This window comes from Psychrobacter sp. Cmf 22.2 (assembly GCF_001921745.1).
Taxonomy (GTDB): Bacteria; Pseudomonadota; Gammaproteobacteria; order Pseudomonadales; family Moraxellaceae; genus Psychrobacter.
Genome location: NZ_MRYA01000005.1, coordinates 140,175 through 166,234, shown reverse-complemented (window position 1 = coordinate 166,234; position 26,060 = coordinate 140,175). Strand labels below are relative to the sequence as shown.

Annotated in this window: 22 protein-coding genes; 12 read left to right on the top strand and 10 right to left on the bottom strand. The window is 43.3% G+C overall.

Annotated features, from left to right (window positions below):
• Positions 1-19 precede the first annotated feature (19 nt).
• From BTV98_RS10290 to BTV98_RS10270, 5 genes are all read left to right on the top strand, one after another.
• Positions 20-907: an ABC transporter ATP-binding protein gene (locus BTV98_RS10290; RefSeq protein ID WP_082637986.1), complete on the top strand. Its 888-nt coding sequence runs from the start codon at positions 20-22 to the stop codon at positions 905-907.
• 96 nt (positions 908-1,003) lie between these two features.
• On the top strand, positions 1,004-2,686 hold the full coding sequence (locus tag BTV98_RS10285; RefSeq protein ID WP_058368513.1) for an ABC transporter permease subunit: 1,683 nt from the start codon (positions 1,004-1,006) through the stop codon (positions 2,684-2,686).
• Positions 2,687-2,919: 233 nt separating this feature from the next.
• Positions 2,920-3,912: an ABC transporter substrate-binding protein gene (locus BTV98_RS10280; protein WP_058369675.1), complete on the top strand. Its 993-nt coding sequence runs from the start codon at positions 2,920-2,922 to the stop codon at positions 3,910-3,912.
• A gap of 58 nt (positions 3,913-3,970) precedes the next feature.
• Positions 3,971-5,116: a TIGR03364 family FAD-dependent oxidoreductase gene (locus BTV98_RS10275; RefSeq protein WP_227511802.1), complete on the top strand. Its 1,146-nt coding sequence runs from the start codon at positions 3,971-3,973 to the stop codon at positions 5,114-5,116.
• Complete coding sequence (locus BTV98_RS10270; RefSeq protein ID WP_058369674.1) at positions 5,116-5,850, top strand: HAD family hydrolase; 735 nt, start codon at positions 5,116-5,118, stop codon at positions 5,848-5,850. The genes BTV98_RS10275 and BTV98_RS10270 overlap by 1 nt, the downstream gene beginning before the upstream one ends.
• Positions 5,851-6,063: 213 nt before the next feature.
• Here BTV98_RS10270 and glmS read toward each other — a convergent pair whose 3' ends face one another.
• The 7 genes from glmS to hisF all read right to left on the bottom strand — a co-directional run bounded on the left by glmS (position 6,064) and on the right by hisF (position 13,770).
• Entirely contained in the window at positions 6,064-7,908 is a 1,845-nt protein-coding gene (gene glmS, locus BTV98_RS10265) for a glutamine--fructose-6-phosphate transaminase (isomerizing) (protein WP_075103544.1), read from the bottom strand.
• A gap of 220 nt (positions 7,909-8,128) precedes the next feature.
• Positions 8,129-9,511 (bottom strand): bifunctional UDP-N-acetylglucosamine diphosphorylase/glucosamine-1-phosphate N-acetyltransferase GlmU, encoded by a 1,383-nt coding sequence (gene glmU, locus BTV98_RS10260; protein ID WP_075103543.1) that lies wholly within the window; start codon positions 9,509-9,511, stop codon positions 8,129-8,131.
• A 155-nt stretch (positions 9,512-9,666) separates the two neighbouring features.
• Positions 9,667-10,248 carry a phosphatidylglycerophosphatase A gene (locus BTV98_RS10255; RefSeq protein WP_075103542.1) on the bottom strand — a complete coding sequence of 194 codons (582 nt, stop codon included), beginning with the start codon at positions 10,246-10,248 and terminating at the stop codon, positions 9,667-9,669.
• 3 nt (positions 10,249-10,251) lie between these two features.
• Positions 10,252-11,274, bottom strand: coding sequence for a thiamine-phosphate kinase (thiL, locus tag BTV98_RS10250; RefSeq protein ID WP_075103541.1), 1,023 nt, complete (start codon positions 11,272-11,274; stop codon positions 10,252-10,254).
• Between the two features lie 2 nt (positions 11,275-11,276).
• On the bottom strand, positions 11,277-12,125 hold the full coding sequence (gene nusB / locus BTV98_RS10245) for a transcription antitermination factor NusB (RefSeq protein ID WP_082638078.1): 849 nt from the start codon (positions 12,123-12,125) through the stop codon (positions 11,277-11,279).
• Between the two features lie 226 nt (positions 12,126-12,351).
• Positions 12,352-12,873 (bottom strand): 6,7-dimethyl-8-ribityllumazine synthase, encoded by a 522-nt coding sequence (gene ribE / locus BTV98_RS10240; protein ID WP_058369669.1) that lies wholly within the window; start codon positions 12,871-12,873, stop codon positions 12,352-12,354.
• A 114-nt stretch (positions 12,874-12,987) separates the two neighbouring features.
• Entirely contained in the window at positions 12,988-13,770 is a 783-nt protein-coding gene (gene hisF / locus BTV98_RS10235; RefSeq protein WP_058369668.1) for an imidazole glycerol phosphate synthase subunit HisF, read from the bottom strand.
• Positions 13,771-13,960: 190 nt separating this feature from the next.
• On the opposite strand from hisF, the gene BTV98_RS10230 reads away from it, so the two are divergent.
• From BTV98_RS10230 to BTV98_RS10210, 5 genes are read left to right on the top strand one after another with little or no spacing between them, the layout of a single operon-like run.
• Positions 13,961-15,133, top strand: coding sequence for a homoserine kinase (locus BTV98_RS10230; protein WP_075103540.1), 1,173 nt, complete (start codon positions 13,961-13,963; stop codon positions 15,131-15,133).
• A gap of 59 nt (positions 15,134-15,192) precedes the next feature.
• Positions 15,193-15,540 carry a hypothetical protein gene (locus BTV98_RS13795; protein WP_227511801.1) on the top strand — a complete coding sequence of 116 codons (348 nt, stop codon included), beginning with the start codon at positions 15,193-15,195 and terminating at the stop codon, positions 15,538-15,540.
• Positions 15,541-16,449, top strand: coding sequence for a class II glutamine amidotransferase (locus tag BTV98_RS10220; RefSeq protein ID WP_075103539.1), 909 nt, complete (start codon positions 15,541-15,543; stop codon positions 16,447-16,449). It begins immediately after the preceding gene.
• Between the two features lie 31 nt (positions 16,450-16,480).
• Positions 16,481-16,936 carry a toll/interleukin-1 receptor domain-containing protein gene (locus BTV98_RS10215; RefSeq protein ID WP_075103538.1) on the top strand — a complete coding sequence of 152 codons (456 nt, stop codon included), beginning with the start codon at positions 16,481-16,483 and terminating at the stop codon, positions 16,934-16,936.
• 5 nt (positions 16,937-16,941) lie between these two features.
• The gene (locus BTV98_RS10210; protein WP_075103537.1) at positions 16,942-19,161 is read left to right on the top strand and encodes an NACHT domain-containing NTPase; all 2,220 of its coding nucleotides are present in this window, start codon (positions 16,942-16,944) and stop codon (positions 19,159-19,161) included.
• An 8-nt stretch (positions 19,162-19,169) separates the two neighbouring features.
• Here BTV98_RS10210 and BTV98_RS10205 read toward each other — a convergent pair whose 3' ends face one another.
• Positions 19,170-19,724, bottom strand: a complete 555-nt coding sequence (locus BTV98_RS10205) for a YchJ family protein (RefSeq protein WP_075103536.1) — start codon at positions 19,722-19,724, stop codon at positions 19,170-19,172.
• 47 nt (positions 19,725-19,771) lie between these two features.
• Positions 19,772-20,488 (bottom strand): metal-dependent hydrolase, encoded by a 717-nt coding sequence (locus BTV98_RS10200; RefSeq protein WP_075103535.1) that lies wholly within the window; start codon positions 20,486-20,488, stop codon positions 19,772-19,774.
• A gap of 114 nt (positions 20,489-20,602) precedes the next feature.
• Between BTV98_RS10200 and BTV98_RS10195 the strand changes: the two genes are divergently transcribed.
• Positions 20,603-21,691: a DUF3025 domain-containing protein gene (locus BTV98_RS10195; protein ID WP_075103534.1), complete on the top strand. Its 1,089-nt coding sequence runs from the start codon at positions 20,603-20,605 to the stop codon at positions 21,689-21,691.
• Between the two features lie 351 nt (positions 21,692-22,042).
• Positions 22,043-24,850 (top strand): aconitate hydratase AcnA, encoded by a 2,808-nt coding sequence (acnA, locus tag BTV98_RS10190; RefSeq protein ID WP_058369664.1) that lies wholly within the window; start codon positions 22,043-22,045, stop codon positions 24,848-24,850.
• A gap of 177 nt (positions 24,851-25,027) precedes the next feature.
• Here acnA and BTV98_RS10185 read toward each other — a convergent pair whose 3' ends face one another.
• Positions 25,028-25,990, bottom strand: coding sequence for a hypothetical protein (locus BTV98_RS10185; protein WP_058369706.1), 963 nt, complete (start codon positions 25,988-25,990; stop codon positions 25,028-25,030).
• Positions 25,991-26,060 lie beyond the last annotated feature (70 nt).

Sequence of the window (26,060 nt, the reverse complement as noted above, 5' to 3'; positions counted from 1 at the left end):
CGCGATTAGGTGAGTGGATATGTTAGAGCTCAGGCAAGTGACCAAGAAGTATGATGACAAAGTTATCTTTGAAGATATATCACTAAAAATCAATAAAGGAGAGATCGTCTCGATATTGGGGCCATCAGGTTGCGGCAAGACCACCTTGTTGCACATGATTTTGGGCTTGACCGATATCAGTGGTGGCAGGATCGCCTACAACGGCGAGGATATTACCCGCGTCTCCATGAGGCAACGGGGCTTTAATATCGTCTTTCAGGATTATGCGTTATTTCCCAACCTGAGTGTCAAACAAAATATCGAATACGGTCTGCGTAATAATCCGAATATGAGCACACAACAAGAGGTCGATGAACTGGTCGACTTGCTCGATATCAAGGCGCATCTAAACAAGCGCGTTCATCAGCTATCAGGCGGTCAAAAGCAGCGTGTCGCGCTGGCTCGTACATTGGTGATGAAACCTAAGATACTGTTATTAGACGAGCCTTTATCGGCACTAGATGGAGTAATTAAGGAAACGGTCAAAGCGCGTATTCGTGAGATTGCAAAGCGCTATCAGCTGACTACCTTGATTGTCACCCATGACCCCGAAGAGGCGATGACGTTATCGGATCGTATCTTGCTGCTATCAGAAGGCAAGGTGGCGCAGTTCGCTCAGCCCGCTGAAATCATACACAACCCTGCCAATGATTTCGTCACCAACTTTATTCTTAACCAGCTCAATATCAAACGTCGTAATATCTTAAGCTTATTTGCTGATGGTCTCTCTGAAATCGACCCACTGAGCAAATACACGCAAACTCAAAACTATGGACAGTATGAGGCTGATGTTAGTTCCCGTCCTACAGACTCTCATACTGTCACCGCTCATGATAAGCAACAGTCAAAAAACGCGGTAAAAGGCTAAGCTGATAAAAGCCTGTAGTAACTGTATTGGTGACTGAGAGACTGACGATAGCTGTCATTCAGTAAAAACCTGACCATTTGATTGTTCTGGACGTTTATGAAGCTGAGTAACCCACCCCAAACAAAAGCCATTTGGCTATTTGTGACGATTTTATTCATCGTTTTTTTATTTGTACCCTTAGGTAAGATACTGGCGCTGTCACTAAATGTCGGCGATGGTATTGGCTTGGACAATTATACCGCCATCGCAAGTAGTGATGGCTTTCAGCAAGTGATGTTTAATAGTTTTTTTGTGGCGACGATGAGTGCGCTGAGTGCCACCGTGCTTGCTTTTATCTTAGCTTATACCGTGCACTGGACCAATTTACCAAAGGGCTTTAAAAAGGCCATCAAGGTTGCCGCCTTGTTGCCTATGTTGTTGCCCACGGTGACTTATGGTTTTGCCATTATTTATACCTTTGGCAAGCAAGGTCTGTTGACTCAAATACTCGGCTTTCAGTTGTTTGAACATATATACGGCTTTCAAGGAATGTGGCTTGGCTATACCATTTATACTTTACCTATCGCTTTTTTATTACTCAACAATACCTTTCAATATTTAGACAAAAAGTTCGTGATCGTCTCAGAATTAATGGGCGATTCGTCTCTGCGCCAGTTTGACATGACGGTGATTCGCCCGTTAATTGGTACTTTTGCCGCGGCCATGATTCAGTGTTTCTTTTTAGCCTTTACCGACTTTGGCATTCCGGCGTCCATTGGCGGGCAATATAAAGTCATCGCTACCGAGCTTTATACCCAAATACTAGGCGCGTCGCCTTCGTTTGAAAAAGGGGCAGTGGTCGCATTGTTTATGCTCATTCCATCGATATTGAGCATTGCCATACTCTGGTATGTCGCGCGCTTTAATGTGCGTTACGATTCGGTTGAAAATATCGACCTGCCTACTTCGAAAATCAAAGACCGAGTATTAGCCGTATTATCGAGCGCTATCTTGTTTTGCTTACTGATGGTTTTTGCGGTGATATTTATCATTCCATGGATCAAGACATGGCCTTATCAAATGCAATTCAGCACAGAAACCGTCAGCAAGGTTTTAGAATCTGCCAATCTCATGCGCGTCTACCAAAACTCGCTCATCGTCGCGGTATTGACGGCTGTCTTTGGCACCTTAATCACTTACTTTTCAGCACTGTTGTGCGAGCGCTCAGGTTTATTTAACATCGGTAAATTCAGCATCCAGAGCTCAGCATTGGTGACCAACACCGTACCAGGGATGGTGGTCGGTATTGCTTATCTTATGATGTTTTCAGGCTCTGCTGTCGCCAATACTATTTTTATTATCGTGATAAGCAACATCATTCACTACTTTGCCACCCCTTATCTGATGAGTAAAAATGCGCTGGCTAAGATGAATCTAGGCTGGGAGACGACGGCGAGCTTACTGGGTGATTCGTGGTTTGCGACGCTGCGGCGCGTGGTGATTCCCAACTCGTTTTTTACCTTAATCGAGGTGGCGTCCTTCTACTTTATCAGTGCCATGGTGACGATTAGCGCGGTTATCTTTATCTCTGGTGCCAAAACCATGGTGCTTACCACCAAAATCGTCGAATTGCAGCATTTTGCGCGCTTTGATGAGATTTTTATCTTATCGCTGATGATATTGCTGACCAATATCTGCGCCTTGATCCTGTTTGCCATCATTCGTCATCTATATAGCAGACGTCTCTACGGCATACCGAAAGCAACAGACGATACGATTATTGCGCCAACGACTGCTTAAGCATGGTTATAGGCAGTTCAAAATAAAAGGGATACGTTAAAAATTGCGTTCTGCTGGTATAAATTTTTCTCGCTTGCTGTGCGCTTTGCACTCCAGAGGCTTCAAAAAATTCATCCCAGCAGTACTGTGTTCTTTTTAGATTGAAACGACTATAGCAATTGATAACTATTTAGCTATCGAAAATATACCCAAACTTTACCCATTAAAACTCAATAAAATCTATAGGATAAAAAATGTTTTCACTCAAAACGTTAATGGTGAGTCTTGCTTTCGGATTCACATTGGTAGGCTGTAGCTCAGCCGCTTCTAAGGACAATAGCGCAGAAGAAGTCATCATTTATAGTAACGCCGACGAAGAAGCGGTAGAAGTCATCCAAGCGGTATTAGATCAAGCAGGCTATGAAGGTCAATATATTTTCCAATCCTTTGGCACCGGTGAGCTTGGCGGGCGCTTGTTGGCGGAAGGTAAGAATATAGAAGCAGATCTTGTGACCATGAGCTCATTTTATTTAGAGAGCGCACAAGCCAAACATTCGATGTTTAAGGATGTCAGCTTTGAGGTCAATCCCCAAGTCGCAGTACCTAGTTACTATGCGCCCATTTTAAGCTTTACTGGAGCAATCATTTTAAATACCAAAGAGATGGCCGCGCAAAACCTACCCAGACCAACCAGCGCCAAAGATTTGGCAAAGCCCATTTATAAAAACAAAATTGCGATGGTTGATCCCAATGGCTCATCGACCGGTTGGTTATTTGTGCAGAATATCACTGCTGCCTATGGCATGGATGCCGAAGGACAAACACTCATGAATAGTATTCGTGAAAACGCCGGACCAAATTTAGAATTATCAGGATCAGGCCCATTGAAGAAAGTCATGGCAGGTGAGGTGCCAATCGGTTTTGGCATGCGTCATCAAGCCGTCGTTAATAAAGCAGAAGGGCTACCCATTGATTACATCGATCCAAGCGAAGGCAACTATACGCTGAGTGAGTCCGTTGCGGTCGTCGATAAAGGCGATAAAACCAATCAAAATGCCATGAAAATGGCTGAAGTCATCGTCAAGAATGCACGCCCCAAGCTGCTAGAGATATACCCAAATATCATCTACGACGGCGAGACGGTGGCATCTGAAAACCAAATCAAAAATGTAAAAACCTATGCTGAGCCGCTTACCGCTGAGCTATTAGATAGGCATCGGGCGTTTTTTCACGGTCAAAAGCTATAAGTTAGGCAGCGCTCGCTAAATGTTAAAACTTGTCAAATTATTAAAAATAGAGAAAGTCATGATGGAATCAATAAAAAAGCTTTCTGAGAAAAAATACGATGTGGTAATCGTCGGTGGCGGCATCATCGGTCTTGCCAGCGCTTATGCCGCGGTGAAAAAAGGGCTGAGTGTGGCACTGGTCGAGCGTGAGTCACAAAATAAAGACGCGTCGGTGCGTAACTTTGGTTTTGTCACCGTCAGTGGACAGCAGCGCGGGACGCATTGGCAACGAGCCATGCATACGCGTGATGTCTGGGCAGATGTAGCACCCAAAGCAGATATCGAGGTGGCACATCGAGGCCTGCATATGCTTATTCAGCGCCCAGAAGCGATGGACGTGGCGGAGGCGTTTTTAGAGACAGAGATGGGCGCGGATTGTCGATTACTGACGCAAACTGAAATAGCTAAAAATGCCCCTTATCTGAAAGACGGCTTGGGCGTGCTGTATAGCCCTCATGAGCTCAGAGTCGAGTCAAAAACCGCTATCAGTAAATTGGCCAATTGGTTACATCAAGTGCACGGCGTGGATTTTTATAATAAAACCACTGTGCAATCGATTGAGCTGCCCAAGGTCTATACCAGCCGAGGTACGCTGCAAGCAGAGCATTGCGTGGTCTGTCCCGGTACAGATTTGCATAGCTTGTATCCTGAGACGTTAGCGCAGGCACAGGCCAAACTTTGCACACTCAATATGCTGCGCGTCATGCCCAAAAAACCATTTAAGCTAAATGCCGCGGTGATGTCGGATTTAAGCTTGGCTCGTTATGATGGGTTTGCCCAATTACCTGAAGCAAGAGGGTTGATTGCTTTATTAGACGATGTTCAGTCAGCTGAGCGCAAAGCAGGCGTCCATCTGATCGTGGTGCAATCCGCCGACGGCTCCCTCATCATTGGTGATAGCCATGATTATAGCGACAGAGAGCTGCCATTTAGAGATGTGCGTCTTGATGATTTAATCATTAAAGAGTTTCATCAAGTGATGGGTATTGGCGAGATTGACATCGTCCAGCATTGGCTAGGTGTCTATCCCAGCGCAGACGATGTGGTGTTTAAAGCCACTCCAGAAAAAGGCGTGGTTGTCGGCTCTGTCACTGGCGGCACTGGTGCCTCGACAGGCTTTGCATTTGGTGAAGAATTAATTGATCTAGTATTGGAGTCAAAATAATGAGCACAGATATAAATAGTATTAAAGAACAATTCAATCATATTAAATTATGTGTTTTTGATATGGCAGGCACCACGGTCAATGAAGACAATCTGGTGTATAAAACGGTACGTGATGCGATCAATCAAGCGCTTATCGATGAGGATAAAGCGGATAAAGCAGTTGATCTGGATATTTGCTTAGCCTTCGGTGCTGGCAAGGAAAAACGCCAAGCCATTACTGACATACTAAATGAATTGGATATCGCAGGTGATGAGGTTGAATCACTTACCGATACCGCGTTTACGATCTTCAAAACCCGATTGGCCAAGGCTTATACCGCAGAGACTTTGGCATCCTTTGAGGGTATGCTGGAGCTGTTCAATAAGCTAAAAGAAACGGGTAGAAAGGTAGTCTTAAACACGGGCTATGATGCAACCACTGCCAATAACATATTGACTATCTTGGGTTGGTCGGTGGGTAATGAGATTGACGCCTTGATCACAGCGGATGATGTGCGCCATGGGCGTCCTGCGCCAGATATGATCACGCTTGCTATGGAAAATTTTGGGATCAAAGACTCAATGCAAGTACTCAAAGCTGGCGATAGCGGCATCGATATTGAAGAAGGTAAAAATGCCAATTGTGGTCTTTGTATTGGCGTTCTATCAGGCGCGCAAACCCGCGCTCAGCTTGAGCAGCATGCGCCAGATATGGTGCTGCGAAGACTGACTGATTTGGCTGAGTTGATTTAACCGCTCAGGTAGTTGTAGTTATAGCAGATGTAATAAACGATTGATAATATATCGAGGGCTCCATTGCGATGGAGCTTGTTTTGTTTTTATTATCTCAAAAAATCCTCCGCCAACTGTTTTATATAAGATAGCGGAGGACTCGGTATGTTACTGTAATATTTAAAATAAAACCTTATTTATTGATAAATTTTAATTTAAAATCAATAACTTATACTATTCGACTGTGACACTCTTGGCCAAGTTACGTGGCTGATCGACGTCTGTACCGCGCATAACGGCTACATGGTACGACAACAGTTGCACAGGGACACTATAAACGATCGGTGCTAATATCTCGCAGACATCAGGTACATAGACCACGTGCAGTCTATCCTCGCCCACCATTTGGCTGGCTTCACTGGCGAATACAAATAGCTCACCGTGGCGCGCGTGTACCTCTTGCATATTGGCTTTGAGCTTGTCAAACATGCTGTCTTTTGGTGCAAGTACAACGATTGGCATGTCTTTATCTACCAATGCCAATGGACCATGCTTAAGCTCGCCTGCCGCGTAGCCTTCAGCATGGATATAAGAGATTTCTTTCAGCTTAAGCGCGCCTTCTAAAGCAATTGGGAACTGCAAACCGCGACCTAAGAACAGACAGCTCTTCTTCTCTTCAAAGCTTTCACTCATCGCTTTAATAGGCGTATCAAGCTTTAGGCTGGCATGAAGCTGACCCGGTAGCTTATGTAAGTTTTCTAACAATGATGTCAAACGCTCATTATCGATACGCTGTTGTACGACCCCAATCTTTAATAATAATAGCACTAGCGCGACAAGCTGGGTGGTAAAAGCTTTAGTAGAAGCCACACCGATTTCAGGGCCTGCAAGCGTTGGCAAAAAGATATCCGTCTCGCGCACTAGCGATGACGTTGGCACGTTACATAGTGCCAAACTGACTAACCCTTCTGGTTTGTGCTTTTGAATCTCACGTAGCGCTGATAAAGTATCGGCTGTTTCACCTGATTGTGAGATACAAACGACGAGCGAATTGTCGACGACGACAGGATTACGATAGCGGAACTCACTTGCGATTTCGACCGAGCAGGGTAGGCGTGTTAAATTTTCAAACCAATACTTTGCGACCATACCTGCATGATAGCTGGTACCACAAGCGAGCACTTGAATGTGTTTAACACCAGCGAGCTTGGTTTCGTGACGCTCTAAAAAGTCATCGCGTAGTTTGGCTGTTTCACCATTATCTACCGCCATCTCAACCGTACGAGCGACCGCATCTGGCTGCTCATAGATTTCTTTGAGCATATAATGCTTAAACTCGCCCTTATCGGCGTTGTGCTGCTTGGCATCTATCTCATGAACTTTGCGACTGACTTCTATGCCATCTGCATAAACACGAATATGTTCACGCGTAATATTGGCAATATCACCTTCTTCAAGATACATAAAGCGGTTGGTGACTGGCAATAGCGCCAATTGATCTGAAGCAATAAAATTCTCACCGATACCCACGCCGATGACCAAAGGTGAGCCTAAACGTACGGCAATCAGCTCTTCTGGGCTGTCTACATGAACGATTCCAAGGGCAAATGCACCATGTAATAACGGCGTAACTGTGCGAACTGCTTCTAGTAGATCCGATGTTTTTTGATAAACATCATTGATCAGATGCGCAACTACTTCGGTATCTGTCTGCGAGGTAAACTCATAACCTTTGGCAATCAACTCTTCTTTTAGTTCAGCATAGTTTTCGACAATACCATTATGAACCACAGCGATTTTACCTGAGACATGTGGATGCGCGTTACGTTGTGCAGGCTCACCATGAGTTGCCCAGCGTGTATGCGCAATACCAATATGACCGTCAAAATTGGCTGGATCATTAGCGACTGCATTAACCAATGCCAATACTTTGCCTACTTGACGTTCACGATGTAATTCACCGTTACGAATGACAGTTAAGCCAGCAGAATCATAGCCTCGATATTCCAAACGCTTTAGGCCTTCAAGTAAAATATTAGCGATATTACGCTCAGCAACTGCGCCTACAATTCCGCACATAGCTATTCCTTAAGTTAAATTTTTAATGATGTTAGACAAATAAAAGTGAATCAAAAACAATGTATACAAATCAGTAGTGAGTAAATAAGCTTTAAGTATTTAAAAGTTATTTAATATATAAGTCATATTATTAAGTAGCACCGCAAAATTGCCGCGCTGCTCAAGTTGGTCATAATCTTGCTACTAAGCGCTTAACTATAAACTTACTACTATCAGCTAACTATTTCGTCTTTTTAGTTGGACGTTGAAAATCTGCTTTTTGTACCTGACGAGCACGGCCTAAAGCCAAGGCATTGCTATCGACATCTTCTGTAATTACAGATCCTGCCGCAACCACCGCAGTATCGCCAACCGTTACTGGAGCAACCAAACTCACATTGGAGCCAACAAAAGCATTATCCTTAATAATAGTTTGTGACTTATTTACGCCATCATAATTACAGGTAATAACCCCAGCGCCAATATTGACATCGGTACCGACGGTCGCATCACCGACATAACTTAAGTGGTTAACTTTACTACCATGACCGATAGTCGACTTTTTAATTTCAACAAAGTTGCCAACTTTACTGTTGTCAGATAATACAGTTTCAGGACGCAAGTTTGCAAAAGGACCAATATCAACGCCAGCACCGACTTCTGCGCGATCAAGCACGCAGTACGGTTTGATATGACAAGCATTGCCAATCTGAGTATTTTTGATAACGCAACCAGCTTCGATGTATACATTGTCGCCCAAAGTACAGTCGCCCTCGAATACCACACCGACATCGACGAACACATCTTGACCCACGCTTAGCGTACCACGTATATCAACGCGAGTCGGATCAGCAAACTGTACACCAGCTTCTTGCAAGTCAGCGACCAGTTTGTTTTGCCAAGTACGCTCTAAGCTGGCTAATTGTTGACGGTTGTTAACCCCTTCAATCTCAAACGTATGTTCAGGCTCGATTGCTGCAATCGTCACACCATCAGCAACCGCCATTTTTACGATATCGGTCAAATAGTATTCTTGTTGTGCATTATCATTTGATAATTCAGGCAAGTATTTATGAAGCAGAGCATTATCAACGCAATAAATGCCACTGTTAATCTCTTTGATATTTTGCTCATCGGTACTAGCGTCTTTTTGCTCAACGATAGCTTCAACATTCCCTGCAGCATCGCGCTTAATACGACCCAATCCAAATGGGTTGTCTACTGTCAAAGTCAACATCGACATACCATCAGTGTTCGCAGTTTTTAGTGTCGTTAAAGTCTGACAGCTTACTAATGGCACATCACCATATAAAATAAGGCTTTGACCATCTTGTGGCAATTGCTCTAAGGCAACCTTAACAGCGTGACCTGTACCTAGCTGTTCAGTCTGTGCAACCCACGTAATTGGCAGATGTGCGTATTGATTATCCATTGCTGTCTGTACTTGGTCGCCGCCAAACCCATAAACCACAATAGTCTTAGTAACAGTCAACTCATCACAAGTATCTAGGACATGTCCTAATAAAGGTTTGCCTGCCAATGTCTGCAGAACTTTTGGCTTAGCAGACTGCATACGCGTGCCTTTTCCGGCAGCAAGGATAATCACAGAAAGGGAATTTGTCATAAGTACTCTATAATAGGTGTAACAGAATATGATAGGATTATAACGCAATTGTCGAGAAAAACATATTCATTTAAGTGAATATTATAATGCTTTGTTATCGTTAAGTTTATAGTAATGAGTTAGTTTGTAACATCATTTGACTAATTAACAACTGTTTATACTAGCATACCAAGCATTACAACGACCCATACAACTGCAGCCATAATCCCAGCGATGATGTCATCAAGCATAATACCAAGACCACCTGACACCTTTTTATCTGCCCAACCGATTGGTGGTGGTTTAATAATATCAAAGAAGCGGAAAAGTACAAATGCGATGACAAGAGCAATGATAGACAAGCTTTGTGAAATATCCTGCCAAAAGTTCGCCACAGTAATACCCGTATAAGAAAAAGGTAACAGAGTAATCCACATACCAGCCCATTCGTCCCAGACAATATGCGGATCATCGTGTCCTTGCATCAAGTCAGAGGTGCGTCCGCATATCCAAATACCAATGAGGCAAGATAGTATTGTGATAATCAGAAACGGTACAAAACCTAAGCTCAGTAGTGGTATGGCGACGATTAATCCACCAACCGTACCCCATGTGCCGGGGGCGCGACGTGGCAGGCCACTGCCCAGACCAATACCAAGCCAATAAACAATACGGTCAAGTAGGCTAGCATTAGTAGGTAGAGGTGGGCAATCGTTTGCTTTACGAATATCGGGTTTAGATAAGTCATGATCCGTCATGGATTAACCTGCAAAATGTTGGTAACCAGTAAGAGTAGGCCAAGTGGCAAAAGGGTTAGGGTGCGTAGGCGTTACTGGCTGTCCCTGATAAAAAAGCTTTGGTGGTAAACCCTTGACAGTATCTGCCTCGCTTAAGGCTATCACTTCACCAATACAGGTCACAGGTGTGTTGCTGCTATCTATAGGTGGCTCGATATTAGCAGGTAAGGTAAAAGCCAATTCATAATCATCGCCACCCGCTAGTTGACATAGCAAGCGCTCAGATAAATCAACACTTGCTAGGGGTTGGCTAGTCGGCAGCTGCTCCAAATCAATGCGCATCCCAACAGCGCTCTGCTCGCAGATGTGACCAAGGTCTTGGTACAGGCCATCTGAGATATCTATCATTGCCGTCGCACCAATCTGCGTCAGCGCTGCACCTAATGTGATACGAGGCGTGGGCATATGCAAACGATGAGCAAGCTCTAGGCCTTGGCTGCTATTAGGATGTTGTAAGGCATAAGCAGCATCACCAAGCGTCCCTGAGACATAGACTTTGTCGCCGACTTGGGCGCCTGAGCGGTAGACTGCTGGCGTGCTTGCGGCTAGTAACCCTTGCGCGCTAACACTGAGTACTAAATTCTCACTGCGCGTGGTATCACCGCCAATAAGGGTCACGTCAAACAGCTGGCAGGCATGAAATAAGCCTTTAGCAAAGTTTGTAAGCCAAGTCTCAGTTGCCAAACGCTCAGGCAGTGCTAGCGCCAGCAAAATACTATGCGGCGTTGCGCCCATAGCAGCGATATCTGAGACATTGACTGCCACTGCTTTATAACCAATTTGGAAGGCCAGTTTGTTTATTTCATCCCAATCGGCACTAAAGTGTCGACCTTGAACCAAGGTGTCAATACAACTAACTAAGCGCGCCCCTGCCGGTAATGCCATTACTGAAGCATCATCACCAATACCTTTTTCGACATCATCAGGTAAACGATATCTTGCTTGTACTTGTGAGAATATGCGCTTGATCAGCTCAAATTCATTCATGATTATTCTTGGTTTTTTGGATCAGTATTGTCATCTTTTTCGGCATTATCTTTTTTACGCGCCTTAAAGTCACTAATATTAGCACTGGCTTTACTAGCACTATTGCGTTTGACGTTGGTTTTATTAGCACTGATACGTGGCTTATTTGAAGCAGTTGGTTTTTCTTCAATGGCATGTGTATCGGCAGTGTTATCTGTATCGGTTTTTACCACAGGTTTGGCAGCCGTTTTTTGTGAGGTGCGTAGATTGGCTTTGGTATCTGCTTGTACTTCCACTTCGCGTAGCTCAACTGCCATTTTATCAAGGACAGCGTTAATCAATTTATGGGCATCAGTGGCACCAAAGTGATTATTAAGCTTCATAGCTTCATCTAACACCACTTTATAAGGAATCTCTAAGCGGTTTTGCAGCTCATAAGCACCAATCAATAAAATAGCATGTTCAACGGTATCCAATTTGTCGATGTCGCGGTCAAGATGTTGACTAATAAGTGTGTCTAGCGCCTCGATTTGCTCTGGGATATCACGCATCATTTCGTGATAGTAGCCAATATGCACGGTATGCATGGCGTTGGTGGCGCGGGTACGAGCAGCAATATCATGCGGTGCATTGTCCTTCCAGCCAAGTTTGCCGTCTATATCGAAACGACGGTCGGTGACGAGCCATTCGTACAGGCCTTGCATGGCAAAACGTCGTGCCTTACGGACAGCGGTATGACTGGTCTTATAAGAAGACTCACTCATATCAAAGTTTTGCTCACCTGCGCTACTGCTCGCTACACTGATTGCTTGTTGGGTATCGGATTGCTCGGTTTTTGCCGCATTAATGGCACGCTTGAGTTGGTCAGTCATAGGGGGTCAATACCTAGGTTTTAAGTAACTATTCTGTAAGAAATAGCATAAAAATAAAAGATGTTAAATAGTAGTCGGCTGGCAAATGGTGTCAGTCAGTTTTACATACTTACAATACGTATGTTGGAGCCATGATTAGACCATTGCCCCAACTTAAATCATAAAAAATAATACTTGTAGGCGAATCAATATGATTAGCCATTGACGTCTATTAGTAGATATAACATTAAGCGTCGTCGCTTTCATCTTCGATATCTAGCTGTGATAAAACGGCCAACATCTCAAGGACAACCATCGCTGCTTCTGAGCCTTTGTTACCGGCTTTGGTGCCTGAGCGTTCAATCGCCTGCTCAATGCTATCCGTGGTGAGGACACCGTTAGCAACAGGGATGTTATAGTCAATCGCAACGCTGCTTAAACCTTTGGCAGATTCGCTAGCGACAAAGTCAAAATGCGGTGTGCTACCACGGATAATCGCACCTAACGCAATGATGGCATCAAAACGATCAGATTCAGCGGCGCGCTGAGCGACCAAGGGCAATTCAAAAGCACCCGGCACGCGAATGACAGTAATATTGCTACCTAAAACGCCATGACGTAGTAGGGCATCGATTGCGCCATCTACCAATGATTCAACGACAAAACCGTTAAAGCGACCAACGACGATACCGATACGGACCTCTTCGTTTTGATGTAAGTTGCCATCAATATGGGTAACGTCATTGCGCTGCTGTTGTAAATTCGACATAAAAAATCCTTCGCTGAATTAGGGGTAAATGAAAATATATGAATCATGAACGAAAATAAGTGGTTAGCGCTATGATAACATTTTTTGCAGAGGCATTTGTATTTTACAAACGTATTACAGGCGCATCTGTATACCTTGCGCTGCCATATATTCTTTGGCTTCTTGTACGGTATATTCGCCAAAGTGAAAAATACTGGCCGCAAGCACGGCATCGACACCGCCTTGTAACACCCCTTCGGCTAAATGTTGCAAATTACCGACACCGCCTGAGGCGATAACGGGGACATTTACTCGGCTGGTAATTTGTTGCATCAAGGCTAAATCATAGCCTTTTTTGGTACCATCACCGTCCATTGACGTGACTAATAATTCACCAGCGCCAAGATCGCTCATTTTGCTTGCCCAAGCAACGGCATCAATGCCCGTGGGCTTGCGACCACCATGGGTAAAAATCTCCCAACGCGGTGTAATGATGCCATCAACCTCTACATCTTCAACGCGTTTGGCATCGATGGCGACGACGATACATTGGTTGCCGAATTTTTGCGCAGCCTCTCCGACGAACTCAGGAGTAAATACGGCGGCCGAGTTAATCGCCACTTTGTCAGCCCCTGCATTGAGCAGGTTACGAATATCGGCAATTTTGCGCACGCCGCCGCCGACAGTTAAGGGGACAAACACCGTCTCTGCCATACGCTCGACAGTATGATAAGTGGTATCACGCTCATCGCTGGTGGCAGTAATATCCAAAAAAGTAATCTCATCAGCGCCTTGTTCGTTGTAGCGCTGCGCCACTTCGACAGGGTCGCCCGCGTCTTTAATATCGACAAACTGTACGCCTTTGACCACGCGGCCATTGTCCACGTCCAAACAAGGAATGATACGCTTTGCTAACATAGGGTCTTTCACCTTATAATCAATTCATTCTTTAAGCGCTAGTCTAGCAAAATCGTCGCCATATCAGGCAGGTTTTCGCAAGATTATTACGCTTTTCATTATAGTTTGCTAATGCACGGTACAATTACTGTCATTAGCGTCTACATTCTTCCTATTTAATTCATTATTCCATTGCCATAAGTGAGATGTCATGTCCGTCTATACCCAGTTAACCGATGATCAGTTTGCCGCCTTTTGTCAAAGTTTTGGCGTACCGTTTGCGCGAGCCATTCCGATTACCCAAGGTATCAAAAACTCTAATTGGTTTATTCAGACGACGGATGATGCCGATGGCGAGCACTCTTATGTATTTACTTTATTTGAAGAGCGCCCACCAGAAGATATCGGAAAAATGGCAGTGATACTGAATCAATTAGATGGCAAATTGCCGGTCGCTGCGCCGCTGCCATTGGTTGATGCAGATGCTGATACGGACAAACGCTATGTCATTCATTATGAAAACAAAGCAATTACTTTGGTGCCGTGCTTGTCTGGCGCGCATCCGCAAGAGACCACGGCTGCGATGTGTCATGAGATTGGCTCAGCGTTAGCGATGCTGCATGAGACCTTGCAAGCATTACAACCTGCACAAGACTACGGCGTGCCCCTCTATCCATGGAATGAGGTGCGTGACCGGGAAATGCAGTTTATGCCAGGCGATGAAGCCAAGCTCATGCGCGATATTTGGCAAGCTTACTCAAATTTACCACTTGCTAGCTTACCAAAAGGCTTGTGTCATCTCGATATGTTCGCTGACAATACACTATGGGACTTATCGTTAAATAATAGCCAAAAAGGCGAAGAGCGTTTAACGGGTCTATTGGACTTTACCGAAGTGAGTGTCGAGCATTATGTGATGGATATTGCCATCACCATTAATGATTTTTGTACCACGTGGGGCGATGCCGAGCAAGGTGAGCTGGTACATTTTGACCGTAGTAAGATGGCGGCGTTCTTAAGAGGCTACGAAACAAAGCGCGCGCTTAGCAGCGATGAAAAACGTGCGTTACCTGTTATGCTAGCCAAAGCGGCAGTGATTTTTTGGCTACTACGTCTAAACGTTATTCATTATAATCGTACCGAAGGACGGACTGGCGATAATATCATGGTGAAAAACCCTGATCTTATGAAGCGTCTTGCCGCCTATCACTGGTCGCATGTCGAAAAAGTACAAGATAAGGTGTTTGTATTATTGAACGATAAGAGCGACAATCAAGTCGCTGGTGTATTTAGTAACATTGCTGAAGCTGAGCAGGCACGTGCTACTTTAAACGATAATAGTAATGTTATCATCAAAGAGTATGCGCTCGATCAATTAGTATAGAACGTTTTTCGACTATTTTCGCTCAATGATTTCTGTACCAAAACCTTAAAGGTGTCCCTATGACCGATCAAGTTGATAACTGGCACAAACTGGCACGCTATGACACCAATATGCAAGGTGAGCTGCATGCTAACCTGCTACGTAATAATGGCATTACCGTGTCTCTACAACCGCTAAGCGCGATGCCAGGGATGAACTCAGGTATTGTGTTGTGGATACAAGATACTGAACTGGCGCATGCCAAACGTATCTTGGACAGTATCGATACCGACACTGCTGGCGAAGTTTTGCTAGATAATATGAGCGATGCAGACCTTGGTATTACAACAGTGACACAAGACAATCAGGGCATCGAAGAAAATAAAAATAGCTTAGACAATCAAAGTAATAAAGGTGGTAAAGCATAAATGTGCCAACTCTTAGGAATGAACTGTAATACCCCAACCGATATTGGTTTTAGCTTTGCAGGGTTTCGTCGTCGTGGTGGTATGACTGATAGCCATGAAGATGGTTTTGGTATTGCATTCTTTGAGCGTAGTGACTGTACCAATAATGGCGCGGTGGGAAACGACTCAACGGGACTGCGTTTGTTTCATGACAACCGCCCAAGCCATCTGTCGCCAGTGGCAGATTTGGTCAATAATTATCCGATTAAGGCCATGAATGTCATCGCCCACATTCGTAAAGCCACGCAGGGACAGAACTGCTTAGCCAATACCCATCCCTTCGTCCGCGAAGTCTGGGGCGAGCAGTGGGTGTTTGCCCACAATGGGCAGATGAATAGTGAATTTATCAAGCGCTGTCAGCGTCTGCAAGACAATGGCAACGCCTCGCACTGCCAGCCTGTCGGCAATACCGACTCTGAAGTGGCGTTTTGTTATTTGGTCAATCGCTTAAAAAGCACTTTTAAGACCCGTCCTGACGACCAGACGCTGTTTAATTTTTTGACCACCCAATGTCGTTATTTATCTGCAAACGGTTTGTTTAATTGCCTAATATCCAATGGCCGCTGGCAATTGGCTTATGCCGGTAGCTTGTTGTTTTATCTGACCCGCCAAGCGCCATTTGGTGAGGCAAAATTGGCGGACGATGATTTGGCGATCAACTTTAGCGATGTCACCACCGATACCGATAAGGTGACGATTTTGGTGACCGTGCCATTGACTGAAAACGAAAAATGGCAACAGTTGGCGGTCAACGAATGCTTGATATTCTCTGAGGGTGAGATTATTTATAAAGACAGCCCAAGTCAGCGTAAGTTTTTGACCATTGATGAAGGCATTGCGGTGGCACGCGCGGTTGGGGCGAGTGTTTAGTTTAATAGTAAATTTTATATAGGAGAAAAATATGTCTGCTAAAGTATTTATCAGCTACTCACACAAAGATGAAACCTACAAAGAAAATTTAGAGGAACACCTATCCTCTTTAAGACGAAATAACGTAATAGAAGCTTGGCATGATAGAAAAATCATGCCTGGGCAAAAATGGAAAGACGAAATCGATAGTAATTTATCAGAAGCAGATATAATTCTATTTTTAGTTAGTTCAAGCTTTATAAATTCTGATTATAGTCAGGATATAGAAGTAAAAACGGCTGTCAAACAGCATGAAGAAGGTAAATCTATCCTTATTCCAATCGTAGTCAGAGCTTGTGACTGGAAAGATATGTGCTTTTCAGGTTTTCAAGGCTTACCTAAGGATGCTAAAGCTGTTAAGAGCTGGCCTGATGAAGATGAAGCATGGTTAGATGTTGTTAAAGGAATAAAAAATGCTGTAGAAGAAATAGCTAAAAAAAAACTTTAGCCAAAGTGGATAAATCTGTAGAAAGTTCTAGAACTGCAATTACAGATAGTTTTTTAGTTTGGTTAAATGATACTGGCGTTAAACTATCTCATCGTTTAGTTGGTGAGGTAAAATTGAAAGATATATATGTTATTCCTGATATACAAGAATATGATGAGAAAACTGAAAAACTTATTGATATACACACATCGTCTTCCGTATTAGAAAGCCGTGAAAATTTCATTCTATCTGGCGATGAACAAATAGGGAAAACATCTTTATTTAAATTTTTTTACATTAAAATATTAAAAAATAGTGAGGTATGTGTTTATTTACAAGCTAAAAACATAAATAATAACTATGAAAAGGCTATAAACGAAGCTTTGGAGTCGCAGTATATTAACTTATTGTTACCCGAATTTATTTCATATGAAAGGAAAACTATTCTAATTGATGACTTTGAAAAAATATCTTTAAAGAAGAATAATATCCATAAATTTTTTAATTATTTGGAGAAAAATAATATAAGAATTATAGTTTCTTGTGAGTCTAATTATTCTTATATAAGTAGCGATATACCTTCCTTTGATAGCTTTAGAAAGCCTAAGCTACTAGAATTAGGTCATCAAAAAAGAGAAGAGCTAATTAGTAGATGGGTATCTCTAGGAAAGGAGGAATCAATATCTTCAGAAGGAGAAAACTATAAACAGACAGATTTAGTAAAAAGTAAGATTGATGGTGTTTTAAAGAAAAAAATAGTTCCAGCCAGACCTGTATATATATTAATGATACTTCAAATGTTTGAAGCACATAAGAAGCTCAATGTAGAGCTAACATCATACGGGCATTGTTACCAACAACTTATATATGCTAATTTCGAGTCAGGAAAAATACATAAGGAGCAATATGAGAAGTATTTAAATGTATTAACGGAACTTTCGTGGTGGATATTTAAAAATGATAAAAATCCAAACTATAATGACATAGATATATTTTTCGATGAGTATGAAAGAAAATTTCTTTCTTCAGATAGAAATATAGTTACTGAAAGCTTAATTGGTTGTTCAATATTGATGACTGATAGCATTGACTATAAGTTCAAGTATCCATATATATACTATTTTTTTGTAGCTAAAAAAATAGCTGAATCTTATACAGAAAGTCCAGAGACTAGAAAAGCTACTGAAAATTTATTGAAAAAATTACATAAAGAAGATTATGCTAATATACTGATTTTTGTCACACATCATACAAAAAATAGTTGGATATTGAATGAAATTAGATCGTGTCTGAAAGAACAATTTGACGAGGAGTTAAAGAGAATTACCCCATGGAGAGGTTCAGACTTACGGGGTTTTCAACTGTTTCCTGTTACTGTTAATAAGTTCTCACCTTCTATTATCTTCTTTGCACCTATAAAAGAAACCAATTTCTCTAGAGATCAGTTAAAATTTATACAAAATTTTATGCAAAGAATTCCTGATCTGGTTATTGAGCAAAGAGAGATTAGCACAGAGCGAAAAAAGAAGAATGAGTACTTAGATAATCAAGAGAAATTGAATAACGAGGATGTTGAGCAAGATGAACTATCGTACGATATTTTATCCAATATTAATAAAGTTTTTAAATCTATGGAGATAGCTGGACAAATAATAAACAACAGGCATGCTAGTATTGAAAAATCAGTTATAACTAATCTTGCTCTAGATGGAATTGATGCAGGATTAAGATTTCTGAATTTTTTCTTAAATATATCTGATAAAGCGCAAGAAAGTATAGTGAGGTTCATTGCTGAGAATATCGCTTTGGATTCTCGTATGACAAATAGTGAAGTTAAAGAGCACGCTGAGCAAGCGTATTTACACTTAACCTATAATGTTTTATATGCCACAATACAAAAAATAGCGCACTCTATAGGGTCTAAGGAAGCTTTTGAGGTTTATCGCCAAATTGAAAGTTCAAAGAATACCCCAGTGCATTCTTTAATAAAATTATCTATAGATCTACAGTTCAATAAAACACTGAATATTCAGGAAATTATTAGACTAAATCAATGCTTTAGTAATAATGTAGTATGTCAAAGACTTATGAAGCAGCTAATTATTCAGCATATTTATATGTATCCAGTAGATTTTAAGGAAAAACAAAAAATAGCTCAGTTGTTGAATGTTTCTTTGAAACATCAAAGGTGGATGGAGTTGGAAAACAAAGGTAGTTCTCTAAAAATAAAGAAATCGGCTTCTTGATTAGATTGTTATAATTTCCCACAACAGCGCTTAAACTTCTCACCCGAGCCACAAATACACGGCTGTTTCTGTGTGACAGACATAAGAACGGTCGGGTCGAGAAAATACCAACGCGCATCATGATGGGCTTTATTTACTACCTTTACAAAGGCAGACAACTCGTGATGCGCTTGCAAGCCATTAGGCGTTCTAAAATAAGCTTTAAATTCAACCTGCGCGTGTCGTTTGCCAAGCTTTGCTCTGTGTTCTACGATTTCCAATCCTGCCCAATCGGTCTTAGTGGCCCATTCCTCAATGGCTGTCACATCAAGTAAGCTTTGCTGCGCGGGTAGTGTGGTTTTGACAATATACTCGGGCTTGATAAGCACAAAAGCGCTATAACGCGTGCGCATCAGACGCTCCGCCGTTTCTGCCTGTACGCCGTCAGTTTTATCCACTTCTTTGTTTAAAACGCTGTCATGATAAGGCTGACAGCAGTCTTTATAAAGTAGGGGCGCGGTGGTGGTTTCTGACGCGGGGTTGATTTGGCAGGGGCAGGTTTGGAGGGCGGCAGAAGTCGACATAGTGTACTCTCGTTATTTATCCTTTATTATTTGGTAGCAAAAGACCGTTAACTTAGCCAGCCTTTTATCAATTCTGGCCATAGACCGAGCTTAAGCTTTGCCCAAGCTGCAGGGTCACTGACCTGCTGCCAAAAGGCGTCAAACGGCGGCGCTATATATACCAGTAACGCCAGAATAACGTACAGCAGCAAATACCACCATTTGTCTTTATGTTGATAAAACTTCATCGCTGTACCCGACGAGCGCTTCATTTTCATATTGGACAAATTGACGCTATATAATTCATCTAGGGCCAAATGCACCATTGCGCCGCCAAATAAAAACAAACCATAAAACCAGCTCACCGTTAAGGGCAGGTGCAAAATATCATAGCTTAAATACGTCAGCGCCAATCCCAATATCGCCATATAAGGCACAGAATGGATGACGCCGCGATGTACCGTCATCGTGGTAAAAACATAAAACACCACATAACGCATAAACCCATAGCCAGCCAGCCATAACACTATCAATGCCAATAGGCTCAGCTCACTGCGCCAATGCATCACCAGCCCAAAAGCGAAGACAAAAGAGATGAGGTTAAAGCCAAGCTTAATCGGTGTTGAGTTGTCTGAGTCCAAGTCTGGCAAGAGGCCACCGATGGTACCGAGCGCCGCACACATCAAAAACCCAGAGTCATCAACCAGCCCCGCTTTATAGACCGTTAAGCTCAGCGTACCGCTGACCATAAATGCAACATTTAAGTGGGTGTTAAAATTTGCCATAAAAACTCATCAATAAATAGCGCGCGAACACAACGTTTCGAGCTGCCCGTCTAGCCGTAAAAAAGCGCACCATGATACCATAAGCCGCCCATCGCCTATGAGAGATAGTTTGATATGACTGCCAGTAATTTGCCTTCTTTGCATCGTTCAGATGTGCTTTTTGACCAGCCTTTACCAAACGATTCGTCTGTACAGGCGTCAGCCGTAGCGGCAAGCAGACTTGATGACAGCTTTGCTCAGATTGACTGGCGCGCGCCGTGGCTTGGTCATGTGCAGCAGTTAGATGCCATTAGCCAAGCCATTACTCAGCTTAGTGCGACAAAAAGCTTGAGCATGGAGCGCGCTGATACTCAAAGCTCTGCTCCTGAGACTCAAGCCCTTATCAGCCGCACCCAAAACACGCCAGACATCATCGCTAAAGTATTAAATACCGCATTGCATCAGCAGGCAGCTGACTTGCAGCAGCAACTGCCGCATACCAAGCCTGCATATAACCATAAGGCGCAGACTTTACAGTTTGTCTCGCAAGACGCGTTGCCAGAAGGCGAAGCTTACGAAAGTTTTATCGGCAGCACTGGCAATATTCCGACGCGTGACAACTTACACGACTTATTTAACGGCAGTATTTGGCTGACGTTCCCTAAGACCAAAGCCCTACTAAACCACTATCATATACTGGAGATTGAGCAGCAAGGGGTCGGTGCCAGTCGGGGCCGCGTCCGCGATACCATCACTGTGTTTGATGAAAACGGCGCGGTATTGATTACCGCCAATCCTAGTATTAGCGAGGCGTTGATCGACTTTGATTGGCAGGGCTGTTTGGTACAGCCACGCACGCAGTGGGATGACCCTACAAGTCCTAGTCCAAAGGCGCAAGCGGCGGTTTATATTTTTGGTCATGCTTTGCTTGAACAATTGATAGCACCGCGTAAGCCTTTGTGCGCGCATAGCGTGGTCATCAACGTCAGCCAAGATTTCTTTGCCTTGTCAACGCAGCAGCGCATCGCCTTTTTGGATGATAAATTGGCTGATTATATGAATGAATTACTATCAAAGAACGAAGTCACACCGCGTCATTTATCGCCACTGCCCATTTTAGGCGTGCCGCATTTTTGGGCCGAGAATGAAGATCCAGATTTTTATGATGATCCATTTGTCTTCCGTAGTGGTCGCCGTAAACAGGGTAAAAGCCAAAATATATAAAATTAATTATAATCAGGTGGTTAAAGCCTTGTTACGGTTACGATTGTGCCACGATTTGACTACGTCTAAGCGTTAACAAAGGCTTCAATATTTGTTATGGTAAAAACAAGTTGATACTAAGTTTTAAAAAAATCTTTGCAGCTTGGGTTAATTAAAACTTATAGTCGATTACTTTAGTGTTTTACTCTGCATTATTTTTTAGTGTCGAATGTCTTTAGTGCTTAATGTTTTTAGTACCTACTTTGACGCAGTATTTATTTAATAAATCAATAAACTGTTTAGCCACCATTCAAAACCATAAGTTCATGATAATTTGTGTTCAGGATTTATAACAACGATAAGGAAGCTACCATGAGTGATATCTTTAATGTAAAAGACACCATTTCGGTCGATGGCAAAGAGCATGCCTATTATAGCTTGCCCAAACTTGCCGAAACTTACGACAATATCAATACGCTACCGTACTGTATGAAAGTAGTGCTAGAGAACTTGCTGCGTAACGAAGACGATGGTCAGTCTGTCGGCAAAAACCACATCGAAGCAGTGGCCAACTGGGACGCTGGCGCTGAGGCCTCAAAAGAGATTGCTTTTATGCCAGCACGCGTAGTATTACAGGATTTTACTGGTGTACCATCAGTCGTCGATCTGGCAGCGATGCGCGATGCAGTAGTGGAGCTTGGAGGTCGTGCTGAGCAAATTAATCCCTTTATCCCCAGTGAGCTGGTCGTCGACCACTCGGTGCAAGTCGATGCCTATGGTCGCGAAGATGCGCTGGATCTCAACGAGAAGATTGAGTTTAAGCGTAATAATGAGCGTTATGAGTTTCTACATTGGGGCCGAAATGCCTTTGAAAACTTTGTCGTTGTCCCGCCAGCGACGGGTATCGTGCATCAGGTTAACCTTGAGTACCTTGCGCGCGTGGTCATGGCAGCAGATGTCGACGGTGAGCTGACCGCCTATCCTGATACGGTATTTGGTACCGACAGTCACACCACGATGATTAATGGTATCGGTGTCCTTGGTTGGGGCGTTGGCGGTATTGAAGCCGAAGCGGCCATGCTCGGTCAGCCGTCCTCGATGCTGATTCCGCAAGTAGTTGGATTTGAACTAAAGGGTAAGCTGACTGAAGGCGTTACTGCGACAGATCTGGTGTTACGTGTCGTTGAAATGCTACGGGCCCATGGCGTGGTAGGTAAGTTCGTCGAATTCTACGGTGAAGGCCTACACAGTATGCCGCTGGCGGATCGTGCGACTATTGCTAATATGTCACCAGAATATGGCGCGACTTGTGGTATCTTCCCAATTGATCAAATGGCGATTGACTATCTGCGTCTATCAGGCCGTGACGAAGCGCAAATTGAGCTGGTCGAAAAATATGCCAAGGCTCAGGGCTTATGGCATGATGCCGATACACCAGCAGCGACTTACTCAAGTAAACTAGAGCTTGATTTGTCTTCAGTACAGCCAGCACTTGCAGGGCCAAACCTACCACAACAGCGTATCAACCTAGCTGATATGCATGAGAAGTTTGGCGAAACGCTTGAGGAGATGACCAAAGACCGCAAGGCAGAAGTTGAAGGCAAGGTGCGTTTTGACCAAGAAGGCGGTGAGCAAGAGCAAGCCAAAAACTTAGCAGCTAAGCCAAAAAACTGTGATGAAGATGGTAACTTCTGTAGTATCGTTGATATCAATGATGAGCAATATAACCTGCGGGATGGTGCGGTTGTCATCGCTGCGATTACCTCTTGTACCAACACCTCAAACCCAGCGGTGATGCTTGGTGCAGGGCTGGTCGCCAAAAAAGCGGCGGCAAAAGGTCTAAAAGCCAAACCTTGGGTCAAAACCTCGTTAGCACCAGGCTCAAAAGTGGTGACGGATTACTTAGAAAAAACCAAACTGATGGATGAGCTAGAAAAAACAGGCTTTTATTTAGTCGGTTATGGTTGTACCACTTGTATCGGTAACTCAGGACCATTGCTTGAAAGTATCGAGCAAGGTATCGAAGAAAATGATTTAGTGGCAGCTGCGGTACTCTCTGGTAACCGTAACTTTGAAGGTCGTATTCACTCGCACGTCAAGGCAAGCTATTTGGCGTCGCCACCATTAGTCGTCGCTTACGCGCTGGCAGGTACGGTGGATATCGACTTAACCACCCAGCCGCTTGGTCAAGACCAAGACGGCAACGATGTGTACTTAAAAGACATCTGGCCGACGTCAGATGAGATCAACGAGCTGATTGCCAATAACATCAATGCTGATATGTTCCGTAAAAACTATGGTGAAGTGTTTGATGGTAGTAAAGAATGGAACGCGATTAGCTCAGCCGATAGTCAGCTATATCCATGGGATGAAGGCTCAACGTACATCAAAAACCCACCGTTCTTTAATGGTATGACCATGGAGCCAGAAGGTATCCCTGATATCGAAGGCGCGCGTATCTTAGGTCTATTTGGTGACTCAATCACCACCGACCATATCTCACCTGCGGGTAATATTGATCCAAACTCACCAGCAGGTAAATACTTGCAAGAGCGCGGTGTCATGGAAGCCGACTTCAATAGCTATGGCTCACGCCGTGGTAATGATGCAGTCATGACCCGTGGTACCTTTGCCAATATCCGTATCAAAAACCAAATGATGGGCGGCAAAGAGGGCGGCTATACCTACTACTTCAAAGATGATAAGTCAACGCTACAAGATGGCGAAGAAATGGCTATCTATGATGCAGCGATGAAGTATAAAGAAGATAAGCGTCCGCTCGTCGTCCTCGGCGGGGCAGAGTATGGCTCAGGCTCAAGCCGTGACTGGGCAGCAAAAGGTACGATCTTACTGGGTGTCAAAGCAGTATTGACCACCTCGTTTGAACGTATTCACCGCTCAAACCTCGTCGGTATGGGTGTGTTGCCGCTGACCTTTAGAGACGGCGAGAATGCAGACACCTACAAGCTTGATGGCTCTGAAGTACTTGGCATCACCGGCCTAAACAATGGTGAGAGCAAAACCGCTCAAGTCACTGCTACCCGTGCTGATGGCTCGACCGAAACCTTTGAGGTCAATGTCGGCTTGCAGACACCAAAAGAGCGCGAATACGTGCGTCATGGTGGCGTATTGCACTATGTATTACGTCAGCTAGCGGGTGATAGCAAAGACGCTGCGTAGTGATTAATTAGAGTTAGAATGATATAAAGCCCAGTCTCCTTAATGTAGGGGACTGGGCTTATTTGTGGGTGGTTGTTTTTGGGCGTAGGAGCTTATTCTGCTTTTTTGCTTGTAGTTGATACAACGTTATGCTTTAAATTTAACTAGAAAATTAAAATGACAGTGCAATTTGTTAGTTCATTCTGCCATGACTTTCTCCCATCTATACTGACAATAACTGCATTTGCCTGTGTTATACTGATCTTCTAAGTCTAGAGGAGCCTCACACACTTCACATTTAGTGTATTCCATCTCATAGTCGCATGCCACACAACATCCTTCTTCATAAATGAAAGTATTTTTCCAGCACTCATGGCATGAACCATAAGGAGAGTTACCGCCATCCATTATATTTTTAATTGTCTCTCCAGCCAAAGAATCATCGATACATTGTTCGACCACATCATAAAAGCTAAAGTCCTCCCCACATGACTTACAATGCAAGTCAATCATTGGATAAACATCATCACTATGCGGAGCTTGTATCAATGAAGAGTGGCATTGATTGCAACGAAGATTTTTAAGAGCTATTTCAACTGAATGATATTTCCAATCAACTGTATCAAGACTTGCTTTACAAGCTTGTTCTTCTGCCGAATAAACCTCGCTTACCTCAAGCAAAGTTGCCCAGCAATCATCGCCCAGAATTTCTTGAGGATCTTCTTGCAAATGCTCTGATAGGAAGTCTCTAATCAGCAAAAAGGACTTGGCTATAATTTCTCTGATAGCATCAGGAGATTTAGATGTATAATAATGCTCTAAATCGTTTCTTATTCTACTGATTTTATCAAACCTATCCCAATCTACTGTTGTAATGTTTAAATTTTTGAACCTTTCTTTTATGGACTGAACATCAACTGTCTTATTACCTTTGCCTTCAAAAGTTATCTCACCTTTCGTATTTTGCACAGGCCTAATATTCTGCTTTATTAGTAACTCTTTATTGTCATTAGGAGACAACTGACAGAGTTTTTCTTTGTATAGTAATAAAATCCCAGCCGCAATATTTCTGACAGCGGAAACACTGCGCCTATCATCATCACTCTCAAAATCCTCAACCCCAATTTGTATTGAATCGATTGCATTTTGCAAAATGCTCATTACGTCTCCTGAATTTAATAATTGCTTTGTATACAACTAACATGTGATGAAGTTGGTATGGCTTTATAAG

What these genes read in the sequence shown, in the direction of transcription:
- BTV98_RS10290 (WP_082637986.1), top strand. Translation starts at nt 20, where the DNA reads ATGTTAGAGCTCAGGCAAGTGACCAAGAAGTATGATGACAAAGTTATC.
- BTV98_RS10285 (WP_058368513.1), top strand. Translation starts at nt 1,004, where the DNA reads ATGAAGCTGAGTAACCCACCCCAAACAAAAGCCATTTGGCTATTTGTG.
- BTV98_RS10280 (WP_058369675.1), top strand. Translation starts at nt 2,920, where the DNA reads ATGTTTTCACTCAAAACGTTAATGGTGAGTCTTGCTTTCGGATTCACA.
- BTV98_RS10275 (WP_227511802.1), top strand. Translation starts at nt 3,971, where the DNA reads ATGATGGAATCAATAAAAAAGCTTTCTGAGAAAAAATACGATGTGGTA.
- BTV98_RS10270 (WP_058369674.1), top strand. Translation starts at nt 5,116, where the DNA reads ATGAGCACAGATATAAATAGTATTAAAGAACAATTCAATCATATTAAA.
- glmS (WP_075103544.1), bottom strand. Translation starts at nt 7,908, where the DNA reads ATGTGCGGAATTGTAGGCGCAGTTGCTGAGCGTAATATCGCTAATATT.
- glmU (WP_075103543.1), bottom strand. Translation starts at nt 9,511, where the DNA reads ATGACAAATTCCCTTTCTGTGATTATCCTTGCTGCCGGAAAAGGCACG.
- BTV98_RS10255 (WP_075103542.1), bottom strand. Translation starts at nt 10,248, where the DNA reads ATGACGGATCATGACTTATCTAAACCCGATATTCGTAAAGCAAACGAT.
- thiL (WP_075103541.1), bottom strand. Translation starts at nt 11,274, where the DNA reads ATGAATGAATTTGAGCTGATCAAGCGCATATTCTCACAAGTACAAGCA.
- nusB (WP_082638078.1), bottom strand. Translation starts at nt 12,125, where the DNA reads ATGACTGACCAACTCAAGCGTGCCATTAATGCGGCAAAAACCGAGCAA.
- ribE (WP_058369669.1), bottom strand. Translation starts at nt 12,873, where the DNA reads ATGTCGAATTTACAACAGCAGCGCAATGACGTTACCCATATTGATGGC.
- hisF (WP_058369668.1), bottom strand. Translation starts at nt 13,770, where the DNA reads ATGTTAGCAAAGCGTATCATTCCTTGTTTGGACGTGGACAATGGCCGC.
- BTV98_RS10230 (WP_075103540.1), top strand. Translation starts at nt 13,961, where the DNA reads ATGTCCGTCTATACCCAGTTAACCGATGATCAGTTTGCCGCCTTTTGT.
- BTV98_RS13795 (WP_227511801.1), top strand. Translation starts at nt 15,193, where the DNA reads ATGACCGATCAAGTTGATAACTGGCACAAACTGGCACGCTATGACACC.
- BTV98_RS10220 (WP_075103539.1), top strand. Translation starts at nt 15,541, where the DNA reads ATGTGCCAACTCTTAGGAATGAACTGTAATACCCCAACCGATATTGGT.
- BTV98_RS10215 (WP_075103538.1), top strand. Translation starts at nt 16,481, where the DNA reads ATGTCTGCTAAAGTATTTATCAGCTACTCACACAAAGATGAAACCTAC.
- BTV98_RS10205 (WP_075103536.1), bottom strand. Translation starts at nt 19,724, where the DNA reads ATGTCGACTTCTGCCGCCCTCCAAACCTGCCCCTGCCAAATCAACCCC.
- BTV98_RS10200 (WP_075103535.1), bottom strand. Translation starts at nt 20,488, where the DNA reads ATGGCAAATTTTAACACCCACTTAAATGTTGCATTTATGGTCAGCGGT.
- BTV98_RS10195 (WP_075103534.1), top strand. Translation starts at nt 20,603, where the DNA reads ATGACTGCCAGTAATTTGCCTTCTTTGCATCGTTCAGATGTGCTTTTT.
- acnA (WP_058369664.1), top strand. Translation starts at nt 22,043, where the DNA reads ATGAGTGATATCTTTAATGTAAAAGACACCATTTCGGTCGATGGCAAA.
- BTV98_RS10185 (WP_058369706.1), bottom strand. Translation starts at nt 25,990, where the DNA reads ATGAGCATTTTGCAAAATGCAATCGATTCAATACAAATTGGGGTTGAG.